Source organism: Lacinutrix sp. (assembly GCF_023299985.1).
In the GTDB taxonomy this organism is placed as follows: Bacteria; Bacteroidota; Bacteroidia; order Flavobacteriales; family Flavobacteriaceae; genus Lacinutrix.
Map to the genome: position 1 here is coordinate 1 of NZ_JALZVX010000139.1, position 22,605 is coordinate 22,605.

Annotated in this window: 15 protein-coding genes; all 15 read right to left on the reverse strand. The window is 33.0% G+C overall.

The features are described 5' to 3' along the window. Positions 1 to 51 precede the first annotated feature (51 nt). Positions 52 to 777 carry an energy transducer TonB gene (locus tag Q0C58_RS07480; RefSeq protein WP_290699489.1) on the reverse strand — a complete coding sequence of 242 codons (726 nt, stop codon included), beginning with the start codon at positions 775 to 777 and terminating at the stop codon, positions 52 to 54. A 42-nt stretch (positions 778 to 819) separates the two neighbouring features. Then, the gene (locus tag Q0C58_RS07485; RefSeq protein ID WP_290699492.1) at positions 820 to 1,212 is read right to left on the reverse strand and encodes a VanZ family protein; all 393 of its coding nucleotides are present in this window, start codon (positions 1,210 to 1,212) and stop codon (positions 820 to 822) included. Then, positions 1,205 to 1,585, reverse strand: a complete 381-nt coding sequence (gene gcvH, locus Q0C58_RS07490; protein ID WP_290699495.1) for a glycine cleavage system protein GcvH — start codon at positions 1,583 to 1,585, stop codon at positions 1,205 to 1,207. Before gcvH ends, Q0C58_RS07485 begins: the two co-directional genes overlap by 8 nt. Before the next feature lie 71 nt (positions 1,586 to 1,656). Further along, positions 1,657 to 8,985, reverse strand: coding sequence for a cell surface protein SprA (sprA, locus tag Q0C58_RS07495; protein ID WP_290699498.1), 7,329 nt, complete (start codon positions 8,983 to 8,985; stop codon positions 1,657 to 1,659). Between the two features lie 6 nt (positions 8,986 to 8,991). After that, entirely contained in the window at positions 8,992 to 9,573 is a 582-nt protein-coding gene (gene ruvA / locus Q0C58_RS07500; RefSeq protein ID WP_290699500.1) for a Holliday junction branch migration protein RuvA, read from the reverse strand. A 132-nt stretch (positions 9,574 to 9,705) separates the two neighbouring features. Continuing rightward, positions 9,706 to 11,988 (reverse strand): NADP-dependent malic enzyme, encoded by a 2,283-nt coding sequence (locus Q0C58_RS07505; protein WP_290699503.1) that lies wholly within the window; start codon positions 11,986 to 11,988, stop codon positions 9,706 to 9,708. Between the two features lie 107 nt (positions 11,989 to 12,095). Further along, positions 12,096 to 13,025 carry a tRNA epoxyqueuosine(34) reductase QueG gene (gene queG, locus Q0C58_RS07510; protein ID WP_290699506.1) on the reverse strand — a complete coding sequence of 310 codons (930 nt, stop codon included), beginning with the start codon at positions 13,023 to 13,025 and terminating at the stop codon, positions 12,096 to 12,098. After that, positions 13,025 to 14,353, reverse strand: coding sequence for a cytochrome P450 (locus Q0C58_RS07515; RefSeq protein WP_290699509.1), 1,329 nt, complete (start codon positions 14,351 to 14,353; stop codon positions 13,025 to 13,027). Before Q0C58_RS07515 ends, queG begins: the two co-directional genes overlap by 1 nt. A 107-nt stretch (positions 14,354 to 14,460) precedes the next feature. After that, the gene (ruvB, locus tag Q0C58_RS07520) at positions 14,461 to 15,483 is read right to left on the reverse strand and encodes a Holliday junction branch migration DNA helicase RuvB (RefSeq protein ID WP_290699512.1); all 1,023 of its coding nucleotides are present in this window, start codon (positions 15,481 to 15,483) and stop codon (positions 14,461 to 14,463) included. A gap of 176 nt (positions 15,484 to 15,659) precedes the next feature. Continuing rightward, the gene (locus Q0C58_RS07525; RefSeq protein WP_290699515.1) at positions 15,660 to 17,447 is read right to left on the reverse strand and encodes a cbb3-type cytochrome c oxidase subunit I; all 1,788 of its coding nucleotides are present in this window, start codon (positions 17,445 to 17,447) and stop codon (positions 15,660 to 15,662) included. Positions 17,448 to 17,474: 27 nt separating this feature from the next. Further along, entirely contained in the window at positions 17,475 to 18,551 is a 1,077-nt protein-coding gene (locus tag Q0C58_RS07530; RefSeq protein ID WP_290699517.1) for a cytochrome c oxidase subunit II, read from the reverse strand. Between the two features lie 27 nt (positions 18,552 to 18,578). Continuing rightward, entirely contained in the window at positions 18,579 to 19,994 is a 1,416-nt protein-coding gene (locus Q0C58_RS07535) for a quinol:cytochrome C oxidoreductase (protein WP_290699520.1), read from the reverse strand. Positions 19,995 to 20,015: 21 nt separating this feature from the next. Continuing rightward, entirely contained in the window at positions 20,016 to 20,483 is a 468-nt protein-coding gene (locus tag Q0C58_RS07540) for a cytochrome c (protein WP_290699529.1), read from the reverse strand. A 99-nt stretch (positions 20,484 to 20,582) separates the two neighbouring features. After that, positions 20,583 to 21,113 carry a DUF3341 domain-containing protein gene (locus Q0C58_RS07545; protein ID WP_290699523.1) on the reverse strand — a complete coding sequence of 177 codons (531 nt, stop codon included), beginning with the start codon at positions 21,111 to 21,113 and terminating at the stop codon, positions 20,583 to 20,585. 9 nt (positions 21,114 to 21,122) lie between these two features. After that, positions 21,123 to 22,605, reverse strand: a 1,483-nt coding sequence (gene nrfD, locus Q0C58_RS07550) for an NrfD/PsrC family molybdoenzyme membrane anchor subunit (RefSeq protein ID WP_290699526.1), incomplete at its 5' end; no start/stop codon positions are given.

Genomic DNA, 22,605 nt, shown 5'->3' on the forward strand with positions numbered 1-22,605 from the left:
CGATACAAATTTGTATCGGGTTTTTATTTTATGTGATGTAAAACTAATTAATTAGTCTTGTACATTAAATGTAATTGGCAAATCGAAAGTTACTTTAACAGGCTTTCCTCTTTGCTTACCAGGTTTCATTTTAGGTATTAAACCTACAACTCTCCTAGCTTCTTTTTCTAATCCTGGATGAGGACCACGTGTTTTAACGTTTACAATGTTTCCTGCTTTATCTATTGTAAAACGTGCATAAATACGTTGTTTACCGCTTAAGCCTAATTCTTGACCTAAATCTAAATCAAATTTTCTACCAACTAACTTGTTGATTTTATCAGACATGCACTTACGTTTCTTATCGTTGTTTCCTTTTTCACAGCCAGGATAAATAGGTACACTTTCTATAACTGCGAAAGAAACTTCTACATCTTCTTCTATTTCTTCAACAACTATTTCTTCAACCTCAACTATTTCTTCTTCTTGAGTTGTTTCTGTAGATTCTATAACTGTTTCTTCAATTTCCGCTTCATCTTCAACAACCTCAATAACTTCTGGAGCTGGTGGTGGTGGTGGTGGAGGTGGTGGTGGTGGTGGTGGTGCTTGATTTGTAATTGGAATTTCTTCGTCCAATTCTTCATCAACATCTATTAACCTTTTATCTACAACACGGTCGTCGTATGTTTTGTAATTGATAGCTGTATATGTTAAACCTAACATTAACAACATACCAACAGCAAAATAGAGAGAACTGTTTCTGCCTACGTTTGCTTTAGGGTTTTTTTTTGTTTCCATTAACTTATTTATTTATGCTTTGCTAAAATAACTATTTATTTATCAAAAAAGCAAAGTATTATTATTTTTTAACACGCGTTTTTTTACACATATTATTAATAAAGATGCAAATACTAATCCTATAACATTGGCAAGTACATCTTTAAAATCACTTTGTCTGCTTACTGTAATACAACCTTGAAGTAGCTCTATAGAGATACCGTAAACTAAAGAAAATAAGGCTGCAAGACCTAAGGCTTTATTGTATTTAAAACTAAATTTATAATAAAACACAACAAACCATAGTATTACAAAAATGAAATGAGCCAAAGCATGCGTTACCTTATCGTTAAATGAAGGCAGTTTTTTTACAACATCATTTATCTTTATTAAACTTAAAAGAGATAATGTTATTGTGTAAAGAACACTTAGTAATAGACTAATTTTTTTAAGCACTAATAACTCCTTTATAATCTTCGGCAGATAATAAGTTATCTAAATCTGAAACATTAGAAACCTTAACTTTAACCATCCAACCTTCTCCATAAGGATCTGTGTTTACTTTTTCTGGTTCGTCTTCAAGAGACTCGTTAAATTCTATAATTTCTCCTGCAACAGGTAAAAATAAATCTGAAACCGTTTTTACAGCTTCAACTGTACCAAAAACTTCTTCAGCATCTAAGGTTTCGTCAACTGTTTCTACTTCTACATAGACTATATCACCTAATTCACTTTGTGCAAAATCTGTAATACCTATAGTAATTACGTCTCCTTCTACTTTAATCCACTCGTGGTCTTTTGTGTATTTTAATTCTGATGGAATATTCATTGTGTTGTTTTATATTTCTACAAATGTATTTAATTACTTTGGCTTTTCAAATATAAAAACCTTAGCATTTTCTAGTTACCAAAATTATACCTTAATGTAAATCCAGAACGTAGTGTTGTTTGTGGAAACGCAGTAGATATTGCGAATTCTGAGAACGTATAATCAAAATAGAAAATACCAGTTAAGTTTTTACTAAATGCATAATTAGCATTGTATTTTAAACCATAAATGGTTTGTCCGTTTGTAATCTGGTTATTCTCCAGATCCAAATATCTTATAATAGTTTTATTATCTCTTACAGATAAGTTTGCCTCCATCACTAAATCACTTACAATAGATTTTTTAGGGCCTGCTAATTTTGTTTTTATACGCACATCTTTAAATCTATAGCCTAATTTAAGAGCATATTCTTGACCTTGAATTTCTGTCATTAAATTATTATCAAAACTTAAAGACAATAATCTATCTTTTCTAATTTCTAATCCAACAACTACAGAATTTTTCATTTCAAGATCAACTCTAATTAACGGACTAAACAATTCTGTTAAGTTTATATTACTATACAGTTCTCCGTTTTTAAAATTACCTGCTTGATCTAAATCTTCTGCTGGTTGAGATGCATAAGCCTGGCTGTAATCTATACCATTAAAATCTAAGTTTGTTCTAAATTGATTTATAGTATAGCTCGAACGGTAACCATGAGCTAGAGAGAAACGTTTAAAACGTTTTTTAAACCATTTAAATTTCATTAAACCTGTGTACTTAAGATCCCAATTTGGAATTGGTATATCTCTAAAAGCACCTAGTTTTGATTTTTCTGCATTTTGTCCAGTATAGGCACTTAAAAATGAAGGTAATAATACAGCTTGACTAGTTTTACCAAAACCTAAAGGAAAACCTTCGGCATCTACATCGTTAACATTCGCACCTCTTTCGGTTGCTAATCTTCTTGCTATTATTAATCTATTGTCTCTAAAATCTTCAAAAGCTTCAGAGCTTATTTCGTCGCTTTTTCCAAACGCTGTTGGCAATGTAAATGTTGAAATATTAAAGTTACCAAATACATTAGGTGTTAACGAATTGTATTGGTTATTTTCTATTCTAAAATTCTCTGTATAGTTTTCTGCATGTGTTCTAGAACCAACTAAATCTATTTTTAAGTCGTTAAATGGTTCTAAATTTGCTGAAATATCCAACTGTTTTGTCTGATTTTTGGTGTATTGTTGGTTAAAATCTGGAAACACTGTTAGCCAACCATTTCTTGCCGCTAAATCTCTAATATCTCTTTGGCTACCTAAAGTATAGCCAAAAGTTGGCTCAGACGTTCCAATAAATCCTGGTGTGTTTAAGAAGCCTGGTAAAAACGTTCCGTTGTTTTCAGAATAATTTGCTTGAATTCGTTTTACAGATGTTAAAAGTCCTATTCCAAAATTAGCAATTCCTGTTCCTAAACCACTTTTCTTTTTAGCTGCTCGTTTTTTATCATCCGCTTTTTTAAGCCCTCCAGGTGGTGTTCCTGCTCTTGTTGTTCTACTAACCTTTCCATTGTTTTTTTGTACGCGTTTTTTCTTTACACCTATGTATTTATAAAACTTACGCATATCTATAGTAGAGTTTATATTGTGCGTATTACCGTTTGAAATAGAGTTTCCTAAGTCGTAAGTTATACCATCGTTAGCAACAAGGTCTCCAAACAAATCTGATCCTTTTTGCCATTGATATAAACCTTGATAGGCATAAGTTGCTTTTATAAAATTAAGCGCTGGAAATTTATTAAAAGGTATTTCGTAATTTATACCTAAGGTTTGCGAGCGTCTATTGGCATCTCCAATATCGAAATAACCGTCCCAAACATCTAGGTTTGGATCTTGCTCTCCATTAATAATATTATCCTTAAAGTAGTTTCTTACAATATTATTATTAGCTACTGCAAAGTTAAAGGTCAACGATTTTGTTAAATTCCAATTTACTGTAGATTGGAAATCGAAATTATAATTTCTTCTAAATAGTTCTTCAAGTCCAATGTTATTTCCTCCTAATTCTATCTCTCTAAATCGCTGACTATTAAATTGTCTATTAATATCTGAATTAACAGTTAGACTTGCAGGTAATAAATTAAGATTAAAATCTTTTAAAAGCTTCCAATATTTATTAGTGAAAAGTGAGTCATTATTTTTAAAAGGTTCAAATACTTTGGGTTCAAAATTATAAGCATAACTCGCTCCTGTTCTTACTAGTTTATCTATAGAGCGTTCAATTTCAAAATCGCGATGCTCTACTTTATTATAAGAATGGTTGAACGTTAAATTTTCTACATCATAAAAACGAGGTTTAGAATCTCCTGTTCTTACTTTTCTAACACCAATAAAATTGATACTTCTTCGTTTTGTAAAGTCTTCAGATTGTTCTCTAATGTTATTTTTTTCTTGTGTAGTTTCTGCAGCATCAATTCTATTTTGAAGCTTCAAATCTTTAAACTGCTGGTCGTATTCTGGTGTAATTAATTCTACACCTTGACCATAGTTAAATGGTAATTGAATTCCCCATTTTTTAGGTAACAATTGCCCAATATTTACATTAGTAACTACATTGTATTGTTTTACGTCTTCTATACTTCTTTCTTGTGGACCTTGATCTACAGAACCAAAACCTGAAGTACTCATTCTACCTGTTGCGCTTACATTTGCAAAGTCTGCAAAATTTGTATCTACATTCATTACTGCTGCCCAACCACCTTCGTTATCAATGTCTGACAATCTTAATTCGTTAAACCAAACCTCTCCACATGTTTCTAACTGGTTCTCATTTATATTTTTAACACCTACCATTAAAGTTCTTACGGCCCCAAAATTTGGATTTCCTTTAATAGCAACACGCTGTTGTCCTAATGTGTAATTTTCGAATTCATTTCCAGTAATTGCAACTGGTGCTCCATCTATAACATCGAAAAAACTAGCATTTGCATTAGCTAATGTACCATTTGCTATGCCTAAAGATTTTATTTGTTCTAAAATTTCTAGTGGTAAATTTATTTCATTTACTTCTGGCCATAATTCTACACTAGAAGTTCCTGTAGAAACCTGTAAAGGCACTTCTATTTGGTAATAGTTTTGTGTTAAATCATTACCCATTCTAATAAAACCAACTAGATCCTTGTCTGCTAATCCTGGTAAATCTCCATTTTCTGCGTGTGTAAACATTCTAATACGTTTATACTGCCTCATATCTACACTTATATTCTTAAAAACAGCTCTAGAATCTTTAGGCTGTAAATCGCATACAGTAACAACTAGAGACTGCTCATTCTGGTCTATAATGGTGTTATTATTATTTAAGCGTTCTGGTACAATTCCTGGAGGAGACTCGTAACTTCCATCGTTTTCTTGAGTACTTACTACTCCAACAGTAAATTCTGTGTCTCCAAAATTTGCAGGTGTTGGACCACCATCTAGTGCCAATTGGTAACGTCTCCAATCACTTCGTACTAGATCTAAAGTTCCAAAACGAAACGTTGTTTGTTCAGCAAAACCATTTAAATACATTCTTGCAAAACGTATTGATCTAAAATCGGTAATTCCATTTTGTCTTCTGTATTGAGGAATTGTAGGATCGTCGAAAGTAGATAACGGCACATTTACTGGTACTCTAAATTGATACCAACGCACATCTCGCGTATCTCCATTAGGTAATACTCTTGGGACTATTTTTATATCTCTAATAAATTCTCCTATTGGATTTCCTGGAAGAACTTCATTAGGACTATTTAATGGTAAATTTTGTCTTGTAATATCTAAAACATATTCAAAATAGCTATCTATAGTATTCATCGTGTTATCACGATTAATATCTTCAACATCTGGTTGCGTAGTAGAACCTCTATCTGTATCGCTAAATGCATCTGGAGAGTTACCTTGCACATTATTATAAAGCTTATAACGCTCTAACACATCTCCTTCTCTACTAAGGAAATATTGGTAATTATCTGCAGATGGATCTGGAAGAGATGAAATTGTTGATGGTATTGGTGTATCTACTCCATTTACAATAGTTGGATCTGTAATACTCATTTCTTCTAAATCATCAAAACCATCAAAACCAACATCTTGGTTTGTACGTTCTCCTCCTGTAGAGTCAAACGCGTAGATTAATGCTTGATTTTGAGGGATTGCCCAAGGCGTATTCTCGTTTGCAAGTAAATCTACATTTCCATCTGCTGGAAGCCCATTTTCATACTGTTTTTTACCATCTTTTAAAACATCTTCAGAAATACTTCCTAAATTAAAAACTAGTTGTCCTCCTGGATTATTAGGGTTCTCTTGAAATGGATCTTGCATCCAAAACTCGATATATTCTACGTTGGATTGCTCGAAATCTGTAGATGTTAATTGTCTTGTAATTCCAGCCCAACCTTGTGTTGGAGTTGAAAGCGTGTTTCCGTCTGGTTCTAGATTACTATCACTAAAATTATATGGACCTCTTTCTTCTGGGTAATATGTTAAATCTAAAGTGTTTAAAACTGCTGTTTGACCTTGTGCAATATCTTGCTGTGGAAATAATTCTTGAACAAAAACTCGAGAGGTGTATAATCCAGAAACATCATCATCGTCTAATCCTGTTGGTCTTCCATTACCATAAAAAATAGGATCTATAGTGTACCAATTTAGTAATGCGCGATCGTAACCATTTCTTATACCATTTACACCATCAAGAACAGTAGTTCCATTTAATGCTAAAGGCCTACTAGATAGTCTCCATGATAGAGCAGACTTTAGATCAATACCATTTTGACTCCCTTCAAAGTCATCTATATAAGCTGTTGCTTCACCATTAAAATCTGTACCTCTTGGAGCTCCTGGTAATAAATAAGCAAATTCTCCATTAACAGATAAGTTAGATGGTGCATCTGTATCTACATTTGGTAATTTATTTGCTAGCCTAGTAAAGAAAGGAACTTCAGTAGAATAATTTCCATTAAAACCTAATATGGTATTATTTATAGGTTCGTTATTAAAATTCGCCTTTTGCGTAATTGGTCTTTCATTTAAATTAACATAAGTGGCACCAATTAGGAATTTCTCATTAAACTGGTGTTCTACATTTATTCCTGTATAGCGTTTTGTTTGTTGACCAAAAATAGCGTTATTCTCTGTAGTTACTTGAATTGGTGTGTTAGATGCTTTTAAAGCTTCGTCTAAAATTTGAACGCGACCTAATTGATAATTTACTGTGTAATCTACGCCTTCTACAAGCACACGACCACCAGCAGTTACTTTTACAGAACCTCTTGGCACGTTAAATCCTCCAATAGCAATACCATCTCCACCTGAAGACTTATAACGCCCTTTAAGTTGAAACTTGTTTTTTTGAACCTCGTCTAAAGCTGCTGTTTTTGTTGCTTTATATAATAAATCGTAAACGTATTTTTCTTGATTTTCGTTTGTATAAATTTCTGCTTCGTAATCGAAAGCGTTATTTCCTGCGTTATTGTCATTATCTAAAACATCGAATAAATAACGCCCAAACGGTTCTACTTTAGTAAATACAATTTTTCCATTTTGAGGAATTACAGTAATACCACTAACAAAATCAAAAAAGCCATCTCCATTTAGCTGTGGATCGTTATTAAAGTTTAATCTGTCTAAATTAAATAAGCGCAGTAATGTGGTTTGCTCTATTGGCTCACCTTCAAAGTCGGTTCCAAAAGGAGAACCATCTACAGCCGTAATAAAATTTAAAGGTGCAGATTCGTTATAAAATATATTTAATTTAAAATCTTCTTGACTTAATTGGTAGGCTCCAGTATCGTAGATATTTTTCATCATTAAATCCCAAATTGGTTGAGATACAGATGTAATACTACTTTTAAGTAATTTAAGAATTAAGTTGTTATTTGTTACAGTAGTTACATCTCCATTAGTATTGGTTTCTACATCAGTTGCTCCAATACCATCGTTTGCAAATTCACCAACTTGAAATACTTGACCTCCAACTGTATATTGAAAGGCGACAGCAACAACTTCATCATTATTTAAACGCTGATTTAAGGATATATAACCTAATTGGGTGTTAAGTGTATATTCTTGACCTTCGGTAAGTTTTCTTGTGTTTTCTAGTTTAGCATAATCGAAACCTTCATTAAAACCAGGAATTAATATCCCAGATTGTATTGTTGCAATATCTCTAATAGCCTCTGTAATTTGAGAGCCTGGTCCACCAATATTTGTTGGATCTAATCGGTTGTTACCATTATCTGGAAAAGCACCTGGTCCTGCTGTAACCACAACACCAGGATTTCCAACAACTTCCGACTCTCCTAAATCTTGAAGTCCTACAATATTTCTTACATTTTCTGTTCTATTACTTCTATTGGTTACCCATACTTCTGCTCTTGTAATTTGCACATTAGTATTAATAAAAGGATAATTAGATAAAGCATTATCGTAAGTTTCCCTAAAGTATTGTGCTAAGAAAAAGTGTCGATTCTCGTCGTAATCTCTAATAAAAAAATCGAACTCGTCTAATGTTCCACCACCTTGTGCTACTACAGAACGTGTGTCTGATTTTTGTTCAGAAAACACAGCAGTTACTGTTGTTTTACCAAACTGCAACTTTGTTTTAACTCCAAATAAACTCTGCGCTCCAGAAATAAGAGAGCTATTTAGTGGCATACTAACGTTACCAACTTCTATTTTTTGAAGAATTGAATCTTCACCACCTCCAGAAGTAGGATCATATTCTAGCTTTACTAATTGCTGAAAATCGAAACTAGCCTGATTATCAAAATTTGCTGTAACCTGAAGGCGTTCTCCTACTTTACCTAAAAGACTTAGGCTAATTCTTTGGTCGAAATCGAATGTAAAGTTACTTCTGTTTCTTGGTGAAAATGATGGATTGTCTTGCTTAGTAAACAAAACACCCAAATCCATTTCTAAAGATCCTTGAGGTACAAACTCTATGGTATTACCACCAAAAATACTTTCAAAAAAACCTGAATTAACAGTAAATTCTGGTAATAAATTCTTTTTTGCTTCTTCTGAAGTTTCCTTTTTACCATCAACCGCATCAATTTTATCTTGGTAATATCCTTTCAGATTTTCTTTAAACACCAAGTCTTGATATTCTTTTGGTGTTAAAATAATTGGGTAATTAATATTAAAATCACCAACAGATTCTGTGTAAACATAACGATCTGTAACTGGATCGTATGTGTATTTTGAAGTAATACTGTTAGGATTTGGCATTAAAATATCACCAAAACTAAATCCTGTTTTAGTAGAATCGTTTTCTAATGTTGGCACTGGTTCAACTTGAGCAAAAGCATTAAAAGAAAGCACTAATGCTACTACTAGTAGTAAACTTTGTTTAATCGATTTATAAAAGTATAGGTTAAATGTATTCAAAATGTACTATAATTTTTTTAAAGCTTGTTTAATTAGGGCTTCTACAGTAGCCTCTGGTTGGGCTACTACTATTTTATCTACCACTCGTTCTGCTTGTTTTTTCGTAAAACCAAGAACTTCTAAAGCTGATAACGCTTCATCTTTGTTGGTATTGCTTCTATTAACAGAAACTTCATCAATATCGTAGATTTTAATGATTTTATCCTTTAAATCTATAATAACACGTTGCGCTGTTTTTATTCCAATACCTTTAATGGATTGAATTAATGCTACATCTTCTGTGGCTATACCCTCTCTAATTTGTTTAGGTGTTAAAGACGAGAGCATTGTTCGTGCAGTATTAGTACCTATGCCACTTACTGAAATTAGCAATCTAAATACTTCGCGCTCTCCTTTGGTTACAAAGCCATAAAGACTATGAGAATCTTCTTTTACTTGAAGATGTGTAAACAACTGTATATTTTCTTGTTCAGGAATTTGAGAAAAGGTGTTTAAAGAAATATTTAATAAATAGCCAACACCATTGCAGTCTATAACGACATCTGTTGGGTTTTTTTCTACCATTTTTCCCTTAATATGTGTGATCATTTACAGTTATTTGTTAAGTTTTCAAATGTAGTAAAATTATTAAGTTTTACAACTTTGATGATTTAAAAGGATAAACTCGAGCTAGTTTTATCGACAAAATACAAATTAATAGCCTTGTTAAGCCTTATCGTCTTACTTTATCTTTGATTTTCCTTTCTGCTGCGCATCTACTACTGCAATAGCTGTCATGTTTACAATCTCATCCACACTTGCATCAAGTTGAAGAATATGAACAGGTTTACGTAAACCCATCATAATAGGACCAATAGATTCTGCTTTATTCAATTCTTTTAGCAATTTATAAGTAATATTAGCCGATTCTAAATTTGGAAAAATAAGTGTATTCACTTTGTGTCCAGAAAGTTTTGAAAATGGAAATATATCCTGAAGCATTTTACTATTTAAAGCAAAATCGGTTTGTAATTCTCCATCAACTAATAAATCTGGATGTCTTCTATGTAAATAAGATACCGCTTCGCGAACCTTAGTTGCTGTTTGATCTTTTGAAGAGCCAAAGTTTGAAAAACTCGTCATTGCCATAACAGGTTTCATACCAAACATTTTCACTACTCCAGAGGTCATTTGGGCAATTTTTATTAAATCTTTAGCTGTAGGATTAATATTAATAGATGTATCGCTTAAAAACATTGGGCCACGTTCTGTTATCATTACATTGGTAGTTGCAATTCTGGTAGAACCAGGAGCTAAACCTATAAGTTCTAGCATAGGTTTTACCACTTCTGGATAACTGCGAGAATAGCCAGATATTAGTGCATCAGCATCACCTTCATTAACCATCATTGCTGCATAATAATTGCGTTGACGCATTAATTTTTGAGCTGCCAACAAAGTAACACCTCTACGTTTACGTTGTTTCCAATATACTTCTGCGTACTTATTTTTTTGCTCAGTCTGCTCGTCTGTTTTAGGATCAATTATTAGCAAATCTGCATCAAATTCTATTTCTTCTTTTAAACGTTCTATCTCTTCTTTTCTTCCTAATAAAATAGGAATAGCAATGCCTTCATCGTAAACTATTTGAGCGGCTTTTAATACATCTATATGGTCTGCTTCAGCATATACTACTCTTTTAGGAGCTGTTTTTGCACGACTGTAAAGCAATCTTAAAATCTTATTATCAGACCCTAAACGTTGCATTAACTCGTCTTTATATTTTTCCCAATCTTCTATAGGTTCTAATGCTACTCCACTTTCCATAGCTGCTTTTGCAACTGCTGGTGGCACTTCGGCAATTAGTCTTGGATCAAATGGTTTAGGTATTATATAGTCTTTACCAAATGTTAATCTAGTTTCGTTATATGCAATATTTACTTGCTCTGGCACTGGTTCTTTAGCTAAATTTGCTAAAGCTTTAACAGCTGCCATTTTCATGGCTTCATTAATTTTAGTAGCGCGAACATCTAAAGCACCTCTAAAAATAAAAGGAAAACCTAATACATTATTAACCTGGTTAGGATGATCGCTTCTTCCTGTAGCCATAATGATATCTTCACGAGTTGCTATTGCAGTGTCGTACTCTATTTCTGGATCTGGATTTGCCATGGCAAAAACAATAGGATTATTTGCCATAGATAATAACATCTCTGGCTTAACCAAATTACCTACAGATAAACCTAAAAATACATCTGCGCCTTCCATAGCATGTGCAAGGTTTTTATATTTTGTTTCTGATGCGTACTTTTTTTGACTCTCTAATAAATCTGTTCTGTCTGTATCTAACAACCCATCCTTATCAAACATTATTATGTGCTCTGGATTTGCACCTAACAAAACATATAAATTAACACAAGCCATTGCTGCAGAGCCTGCTCCACTAACAATTATTTTAACATTTTCTATTTGCTTTTCGGCTATTTCAAGAGCATTTAACAATGCTGCTGAGGATATAATTGCAGTACCATGCTGGTCGTCATGCATTACAGGAATATCTAGTTCTGCCTTTAAACGTCTTTCTATTTCAAAAGCTTCAGGTGCTTTTATATCTTCTAGGTTGATACCTCCAAAAGTTGGTGCTATATTTTTAACAGTAGCAATAAACTCTTCAATATCTTCTGTATCTACTTCAATATCAAAAACATCGATATCTGCAAATATTTTAAAAAGTAAGCCTTTACCTTCCATTACTGGTTTTGAAGCTTCTGGCCCAATATTTCCTAAACCTAAAACGGCTGTTCCGTTTGAGATTACAGCGACTAAGTTTCCTTTTGCTGTATATTTATAAACATTGTTTACATCTTTTGCTATTTCTAAACAAGGCTCTGCTACACCTGGAGAATAGGCTAAAGCTAAATCTCTTTGGCTAGCATATTTTTTAGTAGGAACTACTTTTATTTTACCTGGAGTTGGTTTAGCATGATAAACTAATGCTTCTCTACGCTTACTTTGTTTACTCATATATTTTATTGTGAAATATGAAATACAAATGTAATGTTTTTGATATAAAGGACAGGAGAAAAAAGAGGAAAGACGTAAGAAAACAGACTTGATTCAAATGATTAAAATCAGTCTTTCAAAAACTTTATATTACGGTTCAATCCAATAAATTTTGTACGCTTCACCGCAGATTTTTGAAACACTTTTTTAAACACATCCTCAGTTATTTCTTCCCAGTCTTTTTTAGTCATGTCTAATAACTCTGGATGTGGATTAAATAATGGTTCTCTATGTGGTTTTGAAAATTTATTCCATGGACAAACATCTTGGCAAACATCGCAACCAAACATCCAATTGTCAAATTTGCCTTTCATCTCTATTGGCAATTGCTCTTTAAGTTCAATTGTAAAATAACTAACACACTTGCTTCCATCTACCACGTAAGGTTCTGTAATAGCATGTGTTGGGCAAGCATCTATACAAGCTGTACATGTTCCACAATGGTCTGTTGTTGCATAATCGTATTCTAAATCTAAATCTATTATTAGTTCGGCTATAAAGTAAAACGAGCCAACTTGTTGAGTTAGTAAATTACTATGTTTACCAATCCAGCCTAAACCAGATTTTGCAGCCCAAGCTTTATCTAAAACAGGAGCAGAATCTACAAAAGCTCTTCCACTAACTTCTCCAATTTCATCTTGAATAAAATGTGTTAGCTCCTTTAATTTCGATTTTATTACATGATGGTAATCATTACCATAAGCGTATTTAGATAACTTTGGTGCTTCTGTGTCTTTTTGGGTTTCTAATGGAGAATAGTTTAGTAATAATGAAATAACACTTTTAGAATCTTCAACCAATTTTGTTGGGTCTAAGCGCTTATCAAAATGGTTTTCCATATAACGCATTTCGCCATTCATGTTTTTGTTTAGCCAGTTTTCTAAACGTGGTGCTTCGACTTCTAAAAATTCTGCTTTGCTAATACCACAAGATAAAAAACCTAAGCGTTTGGCTTCGGTTTTTATTTGTTGCGTGTATTTAGTTGTATTGTTAAACATTACGACCGCTTTTCAAATTTTAAAAGTGCATTTTTTGGCTTTAATGTTATTAACGGATTAATAGCAATGGTTTCAAATTCTGGATATATTTTATAGTTTTTCAGTAGTTCTGTTACTGCAATTATCATCTCGAACATTGCAAAATTATTACCAATACATTTACGTGGTCCTGCACCAAAAGGAAAATATTGTGCAGAGAATGGTCGAGCACTATCATTAAATCTTTCCGGTTTAAACGCTTCTGGCTCTTCCCATAGTTCTGGATGTCTGTGAATTTCGTAGATTGAAAATAACAGGTTGCATCCAGGCTCGAATGCCATACCATTAAAACTATCTGCTTCTACATTTAAGCGATCTATAAAATACGCTGGAGGATACAAACGCATGGACTCTTCTAATACTTGCTGGCAAATTTTAGAGCTTGAAACACGTGCCATTAAATCTTTAGCGTTGCTTTCTAAATTTGTAAACTCTTGTTGAATTTTATCTTGCCATTCTGGGTGTTTTGCTAGTAACTGGAACGTAAACGTTAATGCATTGGCTGTGGTCTCATGTCCTGCTGTAAAAATAATTAAAATTTCGTCTATAAGCTGTTCATCGCTCATACTAGTATCATCGTCGTAGCGTGTTTCTAGCAACATATCTAGCAAATCGTCATAACGTTTTTTAGATGCTTTCCTATCGTTTACAATTTGCTTTAGTATCTCTCTAGCTTCTTCTGTTAGCTTTAAATGTTTGTCTAATATTTTACTAGATTTAAACCACCAAGCTAAATAAGGTTGTCTTAATTCTCTAACAAGCATCTGCTGGTTTGCCTCTGTAATAAACTGAAGGCGTTCCATATCTTCCTCTCGTGCTGCTTTAGTAAATAAAGACTTAACTACAGTTTGGAAAGCTAAATCGTTAAGCAACGGAAAAACGTCTGTGGTTTGTTGTGGATTAATTTTTTTAAATTCTGAAGCAATAGTATCCTGCATATTGCCCAATAAATTTTGCAGTTGCCTTTTATGAAAAGCGGGCTGTAGCATTTTACGTTGCTTTTTCCATTTTTCGCCTTCTGAAGTTAACAAACCTTCACCAACATATTTTACTAAATCTACTGTTTGAATAGAAGACTTAATATAATTTTTTTGGTTTTTCTGAAGCACATATTGTGCTAATGCTGCATCACGACAAAAGAATATTTTTGTATTAAAACCTACATTAAGTTTAAATATATCTCCTTTTTCTGTGAAGTTTTTTTTATGAAAAGGGAGTGGGTTTTTAAGAATTTCGAGAGAATGCTTAAGAAATTTTAATAATGAAACTTCTGGTATTTTTTTCTCCATTTATTCTTATCCTTAATCCTTTCCAAAGAAAAGAAATCTGATGTGTTAGTACTTCGCTTTAAAACTCTAATTATTATTCCTTTATTAAAAAAAGGTCATTCTAGAATTTAAAACAAACCTCCTTGGGTTGGGCTTTTTATTCTTCCTAAATGTTTATAAGCTAACTCTGTAACTTCTCTACCTCGAGGTGTTCGCATAATAAAACCTTGCTGTATTAAAAATGGTTCGTAAACTTCCTCAATAGTTTCTGAGCTTTCGCTTACTGCAGTTGCTATTGTAGAGACACCTACTGGTCCTCCTTTAAATTTATCGATTATAGTAGATAATATTTTATTATCCATTTCATCTAGACCGTAAGCATCTACGTTTAGAGCTTCTAAAGAAAATTTTGCTATTTTTATTTCTATACTTCCATTTCCTTTTATCTGAGCAAAATCTCGAACACGACGTAACAATGCATTTGCAATTCTAGGTGTTCCACGGCTTCTACCTGCTATTTCAATTGCAGCTTCCATAGTAACAGGAACATTTAATATTTGCGCACTACGTTCTATAATTGTGCTAAGTAACTCGGTAGAATAATATTGTAATCTACTTTGAATACCAAAACGTGCACGCATTGGAGCAGTTAATAATCCTGAGCGTGTGGTTGCACCAACCAAGGTAAACGGGTTCAAATTTATTTGAACCGTTCTTGCATTAGGTCCAGACTCAATCATAATATCGATCTTGTAGTCTTCCATTGCAGAATATAAATACTCTTCTACAATTGGACTTAACCTATGGATTTCATCTATGAATAAAACGTCTCTATCGTCAAGATTAGTAAGTAATCCAGCTAAATCACCTGGTTTATCTAAAACTGGTCCTGAGGTTACCTTAATACCAACATTAAGCTCGTTTGCTAAAATATTTGCTAACGTAGTTTTTCCTAATCCAGGAGGTCCATGAAATAATGTGTGATCTAAAGCTTCTTCTCTTTGGTTTGCTGCTTCAACAAATATTTTTAGATTTTCTAACACTTGATCTTGACCTGCAAAATCTTCAAAAGATAACGGTCTTAATGTTTTTTCGATATCATGTTCTTCCAAAGAAAAACTCTCGCTTGTTGGATCTAAGTTTTCGTTCATAGTATTGCCCACCAAAGTGAGAACCTTATTAAATTATTCTCTTAAAGTGTATTCCTATTTTAACAGAACTTACTAAAAGGTGCTAAAACTAAATTCAGCATAAACAAATATAAAGAAAAAGCCTTTCAGTTTAATTATTAACTGAAAGGCTTTTAAATATTTTATAACATCAATTTTTAGTGTTGTAACTCTTCTTCACCATCTTTAAGTGGCACAATTTGAGAAACCCAATCTTCATCATGACCTGGTTTACTATAATCGTAAGCCCAACGGTGTACATGAGGTATTTCTCCTGGCCAATTACCATGTATATGTTCTACTGGTGTTGTCCACTCCATTGTATTAGATTTCCAGGGATTCTGCGTTGCTTTCTTACCAAAAAACATACTACTAAATAAGTTGTATATAAATACGATTTGAAAAGCTCCACCAATTAAAGCAAAAACTGTAATTACAACATTTACATCTTGTAAGTCATCAAATAAGGGGAAGTTACTATTTGTATAGTAACGTCTTGGTAAACCTGCCATACCTATAAAATGCATTGGGAAAAATACACCGTAAGCACAAACTGCTGTTACCCAAAAATGAACATAACCTAAGTTCTTGTTTAGCATACGACCAAACATTTTTGGGAACCAATGATAAATACCTGCGAACATTCCATAAAGTGCAGATATTCCCATTACTAAGTGAAAATGCGCTACTACAAAGTAAGTATCGTGAACATTAATATCTAATGCACTATCTCCAAGAATAATTCCTGTTAAACCACCTGTAATAAAAGTAGAAACTAATCCAATAGAAAACAGCATGGCTGGATTCATTTGTAGGTTTCCTTTCCAGAGCGTGGTTATATAATTAAATGCTTTTACTGCTGATGGTATTGCAATTAATAATGTTGTGAATGTAAATACAGATCCTAAGAATGGATTCATTCCTGAGATAAACATATGGTGTCCCCAAACTATTGTTGATAAAAATGCAATAGCTAAAATTGAAGCAATCATAGCACGATAACCAAAAATTGGCTTACGTGAGTTAGTTGCTATAATTTCGGATGTGATACCCAATGCTGGTAATAATACAATGTATACTTCAGGATGTCCTAAGAACCAGAATAAGTGTTCAAATAAAACTGGAGAACCACCTTGATAATGGAGTACTTCACCTTGTATAAATATATCTGATAAGAAGAATGATGTTCCAAAACTTCTGTCCATTATTAATAATAATGCGGCAGACAATAAAACAGGGAATGAAATAATACCAATAATTGCAGTTACAAAAAATGCCCAAATAGTTAAAGGTAGTCTAGTCATAGACATCCCTTTTGTACGTAGGTTTATAACTGTTACAACGTAATTTAAAGATCCTAACAAAGAAGATGCAATAAATATTGCCATAGACACTAACCACATAGTCATACCTGCTCCAGAACCTCCTTGAGCCATTGGTAATGCACTTAATGGTGGATATATTGTCCATCCTGCTGCAGCTGGTCCTGCTTCAACAAAGAAAGATAATACCATGATTACACTAGAGATAAAAAATAACCAATAAGAAATCATGTTTAAGAATCCTGATGCCATATCTCGTGCACCAATTTGCAATGGAATTAATAAGTTACTAAACGTACCGCTTAATCCTGCTGTTAGTACAAAGAATACCATTATGGTACCATGAATAGTTACTAATGCTAAATAAATATCTGCATCCATAACGCCTTCTGGAGCCCATTTTCCTAATAATGCTTGAAAAATTACATTTGGCTCTTCTGGCCATGCAATTTGCATACGCATCATTAAAGACATCATTACACCTACAACTCCCATAATAGTACCTGTAATAAGGTACTGCTTGGCAATCATTTTGTGATCTTGACTAAATATGTATTTAGTTACGAATGTTTCTTTATGATGGTGATCGTCGTGAGCGTCGTGAGTATCTGCGTGTGCTGACATAATCTATATATCTTTATAATCTTTTAATTAATTTTCTACTAGAGAATTTTTAAATGCTTTTTGAGTTTTTATCCAAACATCATATTCTTCTTGTGTTTCTACTATTATTTTCATTTGCATATTGTAATGAGACTTACCACAAATTTTATTACATAATAATAGATAATCGAATGTATAAGGATCTAAACCTTCTTCGCCTTTGGCTACTAAAACTTTAGACTTTTCTATTCTAATTTTATTAATATTTTGAACTTTATCCTGCATTTCTGGTGTTTCACGCATAGCTTCTGTTGTTACAGTAGGTGTGAAACCAAATTGAGTAATCATACCAGGAACACAGTTCATTTGTGCTCTAAAGTGAGGCATGTAGGCAGAATGTAAAACGTCTTGAGAACGCATTTTAAATAATACAGGACGTCCTACTGGTAAATGTAACTCTGTAGTAATAACATCGTCTTGAGCATTTAGATCTGCTTCATCAAGACCTAAAATATTTGCACGATCAATATCAATTAACCTAACATTAGCCTTACCAAGAGTATTGTCTTCTCCACCATAACGTGCTTTCCAGTTAAATTGCTGTGCATATAACTCAACTATTAAAGGATCGTTATCTTCATTAACATTCATTATACTAGTCCATGTAAACAAACCTTGTATAATTAATACAGCTAGTACAATTACTGGAATAATTGTCCAGATTGCTTCTAACTTATTGTTATCTGCATAAAACAGAGCTTTTTTACCTTTCTCTCCTCTATATTTAAATGCGAAATAGTGTAATAAAAACTGTGTAATGGTTTGTACTATGAAAATAACTATCATAGAGATAATCATTAATTTATCTATTCCTGGTCCATGCTCTGAAGCTGAATTAGACATTAATGGAAAATCTCCAAACATTACAAAACACATAATAGTGATTACATAAATGAAGATTAAAAAACCTAACATTAAGTAACCGTTAATTTTGTTGTCTTGATCGTTTGCTACTTGATTATCACTTCCAGCAGTTTTGCCTTGAGTTAAATCGAATATCTTGACCATTTGCCATATGGCAACTAGAATAAATACTAAAACTAAAATTGATAATAAAGCCGTCATTGTTGTCTTTCTTCTTTATTGAATGTATTAATAATGAAAATTCTCGCTTTCTTTAATAAAAGGATTTCTTGTTTGTATTAGAGGTGCTTTGGTAAGCGCTGTAAATACAATAAAGATAAATAATCCTGTAAAAAATAGTAGAGATGCAATTTCTGGAATTCCTATTGACCATTGATCTCCAACTGTTGCTGGCATAATCATATTGAAAACATCAATATAATGACCTGCTAATATTACAACACCAGCCATTACTATAAACCAAGGAACACGTTTGTAATCGCTGTTCATTAATAGTAATAATGGGAATATAAAGTTCATAGCTAACATGCCAAAAAATGGCAATTTATAGTCTTCAATTCTAGTTACAAAGTATGTAACTTCTTCTGGAATGTTTGAGTACCAAATTAACATAAATTGAGAAAACCATAAGTAAGTCCAGAAAATACTGAAAGCAAACATGAACTTTGCTAAATCGTGTAAATGACTATCGTTAACCTGTGGTAATAAACCTTTACTTTTTAGGTACATTGTAACAAATGCAATTACAGTTACGCCACAAACCATCATTCCAGCAAAAACATACCAACCAAATAATGTTGAAAACCAGTGAGGATCTACACTCATTATCCAATCCCAAGACATCATAGATTCTGTATAAATAAAGAATACTAAAAATGCTGCTGAAATACGAAATGTCTTTTTAAAGTTTTTGTTATCGTTTGCTTTGTCTTGAGCAATAGAAAACTTTCTTGCGAAATATCTATATAATGACCAACCACCAATAAAAATTAAACCTCTAATAAGGAATCCTCCTATATTAAGCCAACCAATTTTACCTTGTATTAGTTTGTCATGTGCAACTACATCTGGATCCATCCAAACGAAAATATTATAATGACCACCAAGCCATCCTGATCCAGAAGCAACAGCTATTAAAAGCACTATTAAAGCACCTGGTAATAGGTAAGCTGTAATACCTTCCATGACTCTTAAAACTAATGGAGACCAACCTGATTGCGAAACGTATTGAATAGCATAGAAAGCTAAAACACCTAAAGAAATCATCATAAAAAAGAATGCTGCAACATAAAATGCAGACCAAGGTCTGTTGTGCATAGCATGCATTACATGGTTTATGTGTTTAGTGTGCTCGTCTACTTTGTCGTGACTTCCACCATGTGCATTTACATCAGAATGACTCTCTACATGAGCTTCTTCTATTACATGTGTATCATGACTTGCTTCTGAAGAGTGACTTGCTTTCTCTCCATGATCTGCAGCTTCTACGTGACCATCACCATGATGAGACTCGTTTGAAAGCATATTTTCAACTTCATCAAATGTTACATGAGAAGTGTAAAAACTAAAGCAAACACCTATTGCACCAACTATCATTAAAATGATTGCAGTTAATCTTAGTCTATTTGAAATTTTGTATTCCATTATATAATCTTTAACTAAATCTTATTTTTCTAAATCTGCTTTCAATTGCATTACATATGCAACTACTTGCCAACGCTCTTGTTCGTTAAGTTGATTAGCGTAAGAACCCATGGCATTTTTACCGTAATAAATAGTATGATATACACTACCTTCTGTTATCGCTCTACCTGCATCATCGTAACTTGGTATACCAAGAATTTTTTCTCTTTTTACTAAAGTACCTTGTCCGTTTCCTTTGTTACCATGACATATAGCACAATATACAGCGTATAAAGGACCAGCTTTGGCAAAATCTATCTGAGTAGAATCTAATTTATTTTTTAAATTAGCTTTAGCTTCTAAATAGCCTTCATTTGTGTTTGCTATATCAAAAGGAGTATAACCTCTTGGTATAGATCCTTCAGCTGGTAGTTGAGCTTCAACACCGTTTGCAAAAGCATCAGATTCTTGATATGTTTCGTAAGCTACTGATTTGTACATATTGGGCATGTATTCATAATTCGGTCTCGAATTTTTCTTACAAGCCACAATCGACACTAAAACCAGCGCTAGTATTGTTATGTTAAAAATGCTCTTCATTGTCTATAATTAATGCGTATTATCTACTACGTTTATTTCAACTGCACCTGTTTCTGAAAGTAAATCGTGCAATTCTTTTTCGTTTCCATGAACTGGTATTTCCATTAAGAAATGATCATCTGTTGTTCTTGTATCTGGATTTTCTGCTTTTTTAAATGGCCACATTCTACTACGTAAGTAAAATGTTATTACCATTAAATGCGCTGCAAAGAACACTGTTAATTCAAACATAATAGGTACAAATGCAGGCATATTTTCTAAATAGCTAAAACTTGGTTTTCCACCAATGTTTTGAGGCCAATCTTCAATCATAATGAAATTCATCATTACAGTGGCTACAGCTAACCCTACACAACCATACATAAATGCTGCTATTGCAATTCTTGTTGGCGCTAATCCCATAGCCTTGTCTAGTCCATGGACTGGAAACGGCGTATATATTTCTTCAATGTGATGTCTTTTAGCTTTTACTGTTTTAACAGCTGCCATTAAAACATCATCATCGTTATAAATAGCGTGAATTACTTTTGAAGTTTCCATATGCTACTTTTAGTTTATTAATTTTTTAGCTTGTCCAGACCAATCGTCACGTTCTGCTCTTCCTGGGAAAGAACCAGTAATTTCGTCTAACAATGTATATTCTCTATTTGTCATTTTACTTACTTGAACAAAAGTAAAGATGCCTATACCATTTAATGTCTGTTCCATTTTTGGTCCAATACCATTAATTATTTTTAAATCGTCTGCAATTTGTGTTGATGCATCAAAACTACCTATTGAACCTAGCAAATTATTTACAGTATCTGAAGTATCAGATGCTTCTGTTTTTTGTGTTGCTATAGCATTAGATGTAACAGGCTTTTTTACTCCAGATGTTCTACTATCTGCTCCTGTTCCCACTAAACTCTTTCCTGAGTCTCTTAAGTTTTTATACTTGTCTCCAGAAGATTTTAAAATGGTCTTAACTTCAGCTTGTGCAATTACTGGGAATGTTCTTGAATATAATAAGAATAGTACAAAGAAAAATCCTATGGTTCCAATAAAAATTCCAATATCAACAAACGTTGGAGAGAACATAGTCCATGATGATGGTAAATAATCTCTGTGTAATGATGTCACAATAATTACAAAACGCTCAAACCACATTCCAATGTTTACTACAATAGAGATAAAGAATGAGAACATAATACTTGTTCTTAATTTCTTGAACCACATAAACTGCGGTGAAAACACATTACAACTCATCATTAATAAATAAGCCCACCAATAAGGTCCTGTTGCTCTGTTTAAAAATGCATATTGTTCATATTCTACACCAGAATACCAAGCTACAAATAACTCTGTAATATATGCCACACCTACTATAGAACCTGTAATCATAATTACAATGTTCATTAATTCGATATGTTGTACTGTAATATAATCTTCTAGACTACACACTTTCCTCATAATAATAAGTAGCGTGTTTACCATTGCAAACCCAGAAAATACTGCTCCTGCAACAAAGTAAGGTGGAAATATAGTAGTATGCCAACCTGGAATAACTGATGTTGCGAAATCAAAAGATACAATCGTGTGTACCGAAAGTACTAATGGTGTTGCTAAACCTGCAAGTACTAAAGATACTTCTTCAAAACGTTGCCAATCTTTTGCTCTACCAGTCCAACCGAAACTTAATAAACTATATATTTTCTTTTGGAAAGGCTTAATTGCTCTATCACGTAACATTGCGAAATCTGGTAATAAACCTGTCCACCAGAATACTAACGATACAGATAAATAAGTTGAAATTGCAAATACATCCCAAAGTAATGGTGAGTTAAAGTTTACCCATAGTGATCCAAATTGATTTGGTATAGGTAAAACCCAATACGCTAACCATGGTCTTCCCATGTGAATAACTGGAAATAATCCTGCTTGTACAACTGAGAAAATTGTCATTGCTTCTGCAGAACGGTTAATTGCCATTCTCCATTTTTGACGGAATAATAATAGTACTGCAGAAATTAATGTTCCTGCGTGACCAATACCA

Excerpts from the sequence above, each read along its gene's own strand:
- ruvA (WP_290699500.1), bottom strand. The coding sequence starts at position 9,573 with ATGATCACACATATTAAGGGAAAAATGGTAGAAAAAAACCCAACAGAT.
- Q0C58_RS07525 (WP_290699515.1), bottom strand. The coding sequence starts at position 17,447 with ATGTCAGCACACGCAGATACTCACGACGCTCACGACGATCACCATCAT.
- Q0C58_RS07515 (WP_290699509.1), bottom strand. The coding sequence starts at position 14,353 with ATGGAGAAAAAAATACCAGAAGTTTCATTATTAAAATTTCTTAAGCAT.
- Q0C58_RS07535 (WP_290699520.1), bottom strand. The coding sequence starts at position 19,994 with ATGGAATACAAAATTTCAAATAGACTAAGATTAACTGCAATCATTTTA.
- Q0C58_RS07545 (WP_290699523.1), bottom strand. The coding sequence starts at position 21,113 with ATGGAAACTTCAAAAGTAATTCACGCTATTTATAACGATGATGATGTT.
- Q0C58_RS07540 (WP_290699529.1), bottom strand. The coding sequence starts at position 20,483 with ATGCCCAATATGTACAAATCAGTAGCTTACGAAACATATCAAGAATCT.
- ruvB (WP_290699512.1), bottom strand. The coding sequence starts at position 15,483 with ATGAACGAAAACTTAGATCCAACAAGCGAGAGTTTTTCTTTGGAAGAA.
- gcvH (WP_290699495.1), bottom strand. The coding sequence starts at position 1,585 with ATGAATATTCCATCAGAATTAAAATACACAAAAGACCACGAGTGGATT.
- queG (WP_290699506.1), bottom strand. The coding sequence starts at position 13,025 with ATGTTTAACAATACAACTAAATACACGCAACAAATAAAAACCGAAGCC.
- Q0C58_RS07505 (WP_290699503.1), bottom strand. The coding sequence starts at position 11,988 with ATGAGTAAACAAAGTAAGCGTAGAGAAGCATTAGTTTATCATGCTAAA.
- Q0C58_RS07530 (WP_290699517.1), bottom strand. The coding sequence starts at position 18,551 with ATGACGGCTTTATTATCAATTTTAGTTTTAGTATTTATTCTAGTTGCC.
- Q0C58_RS07480 (WP_290699489.1), bottom strand. The coding sequence starts at position 777 with ATGGAAACAAAAAAAAACCCTAAAGCAAACGTAGGCAGAAACAGTTCT.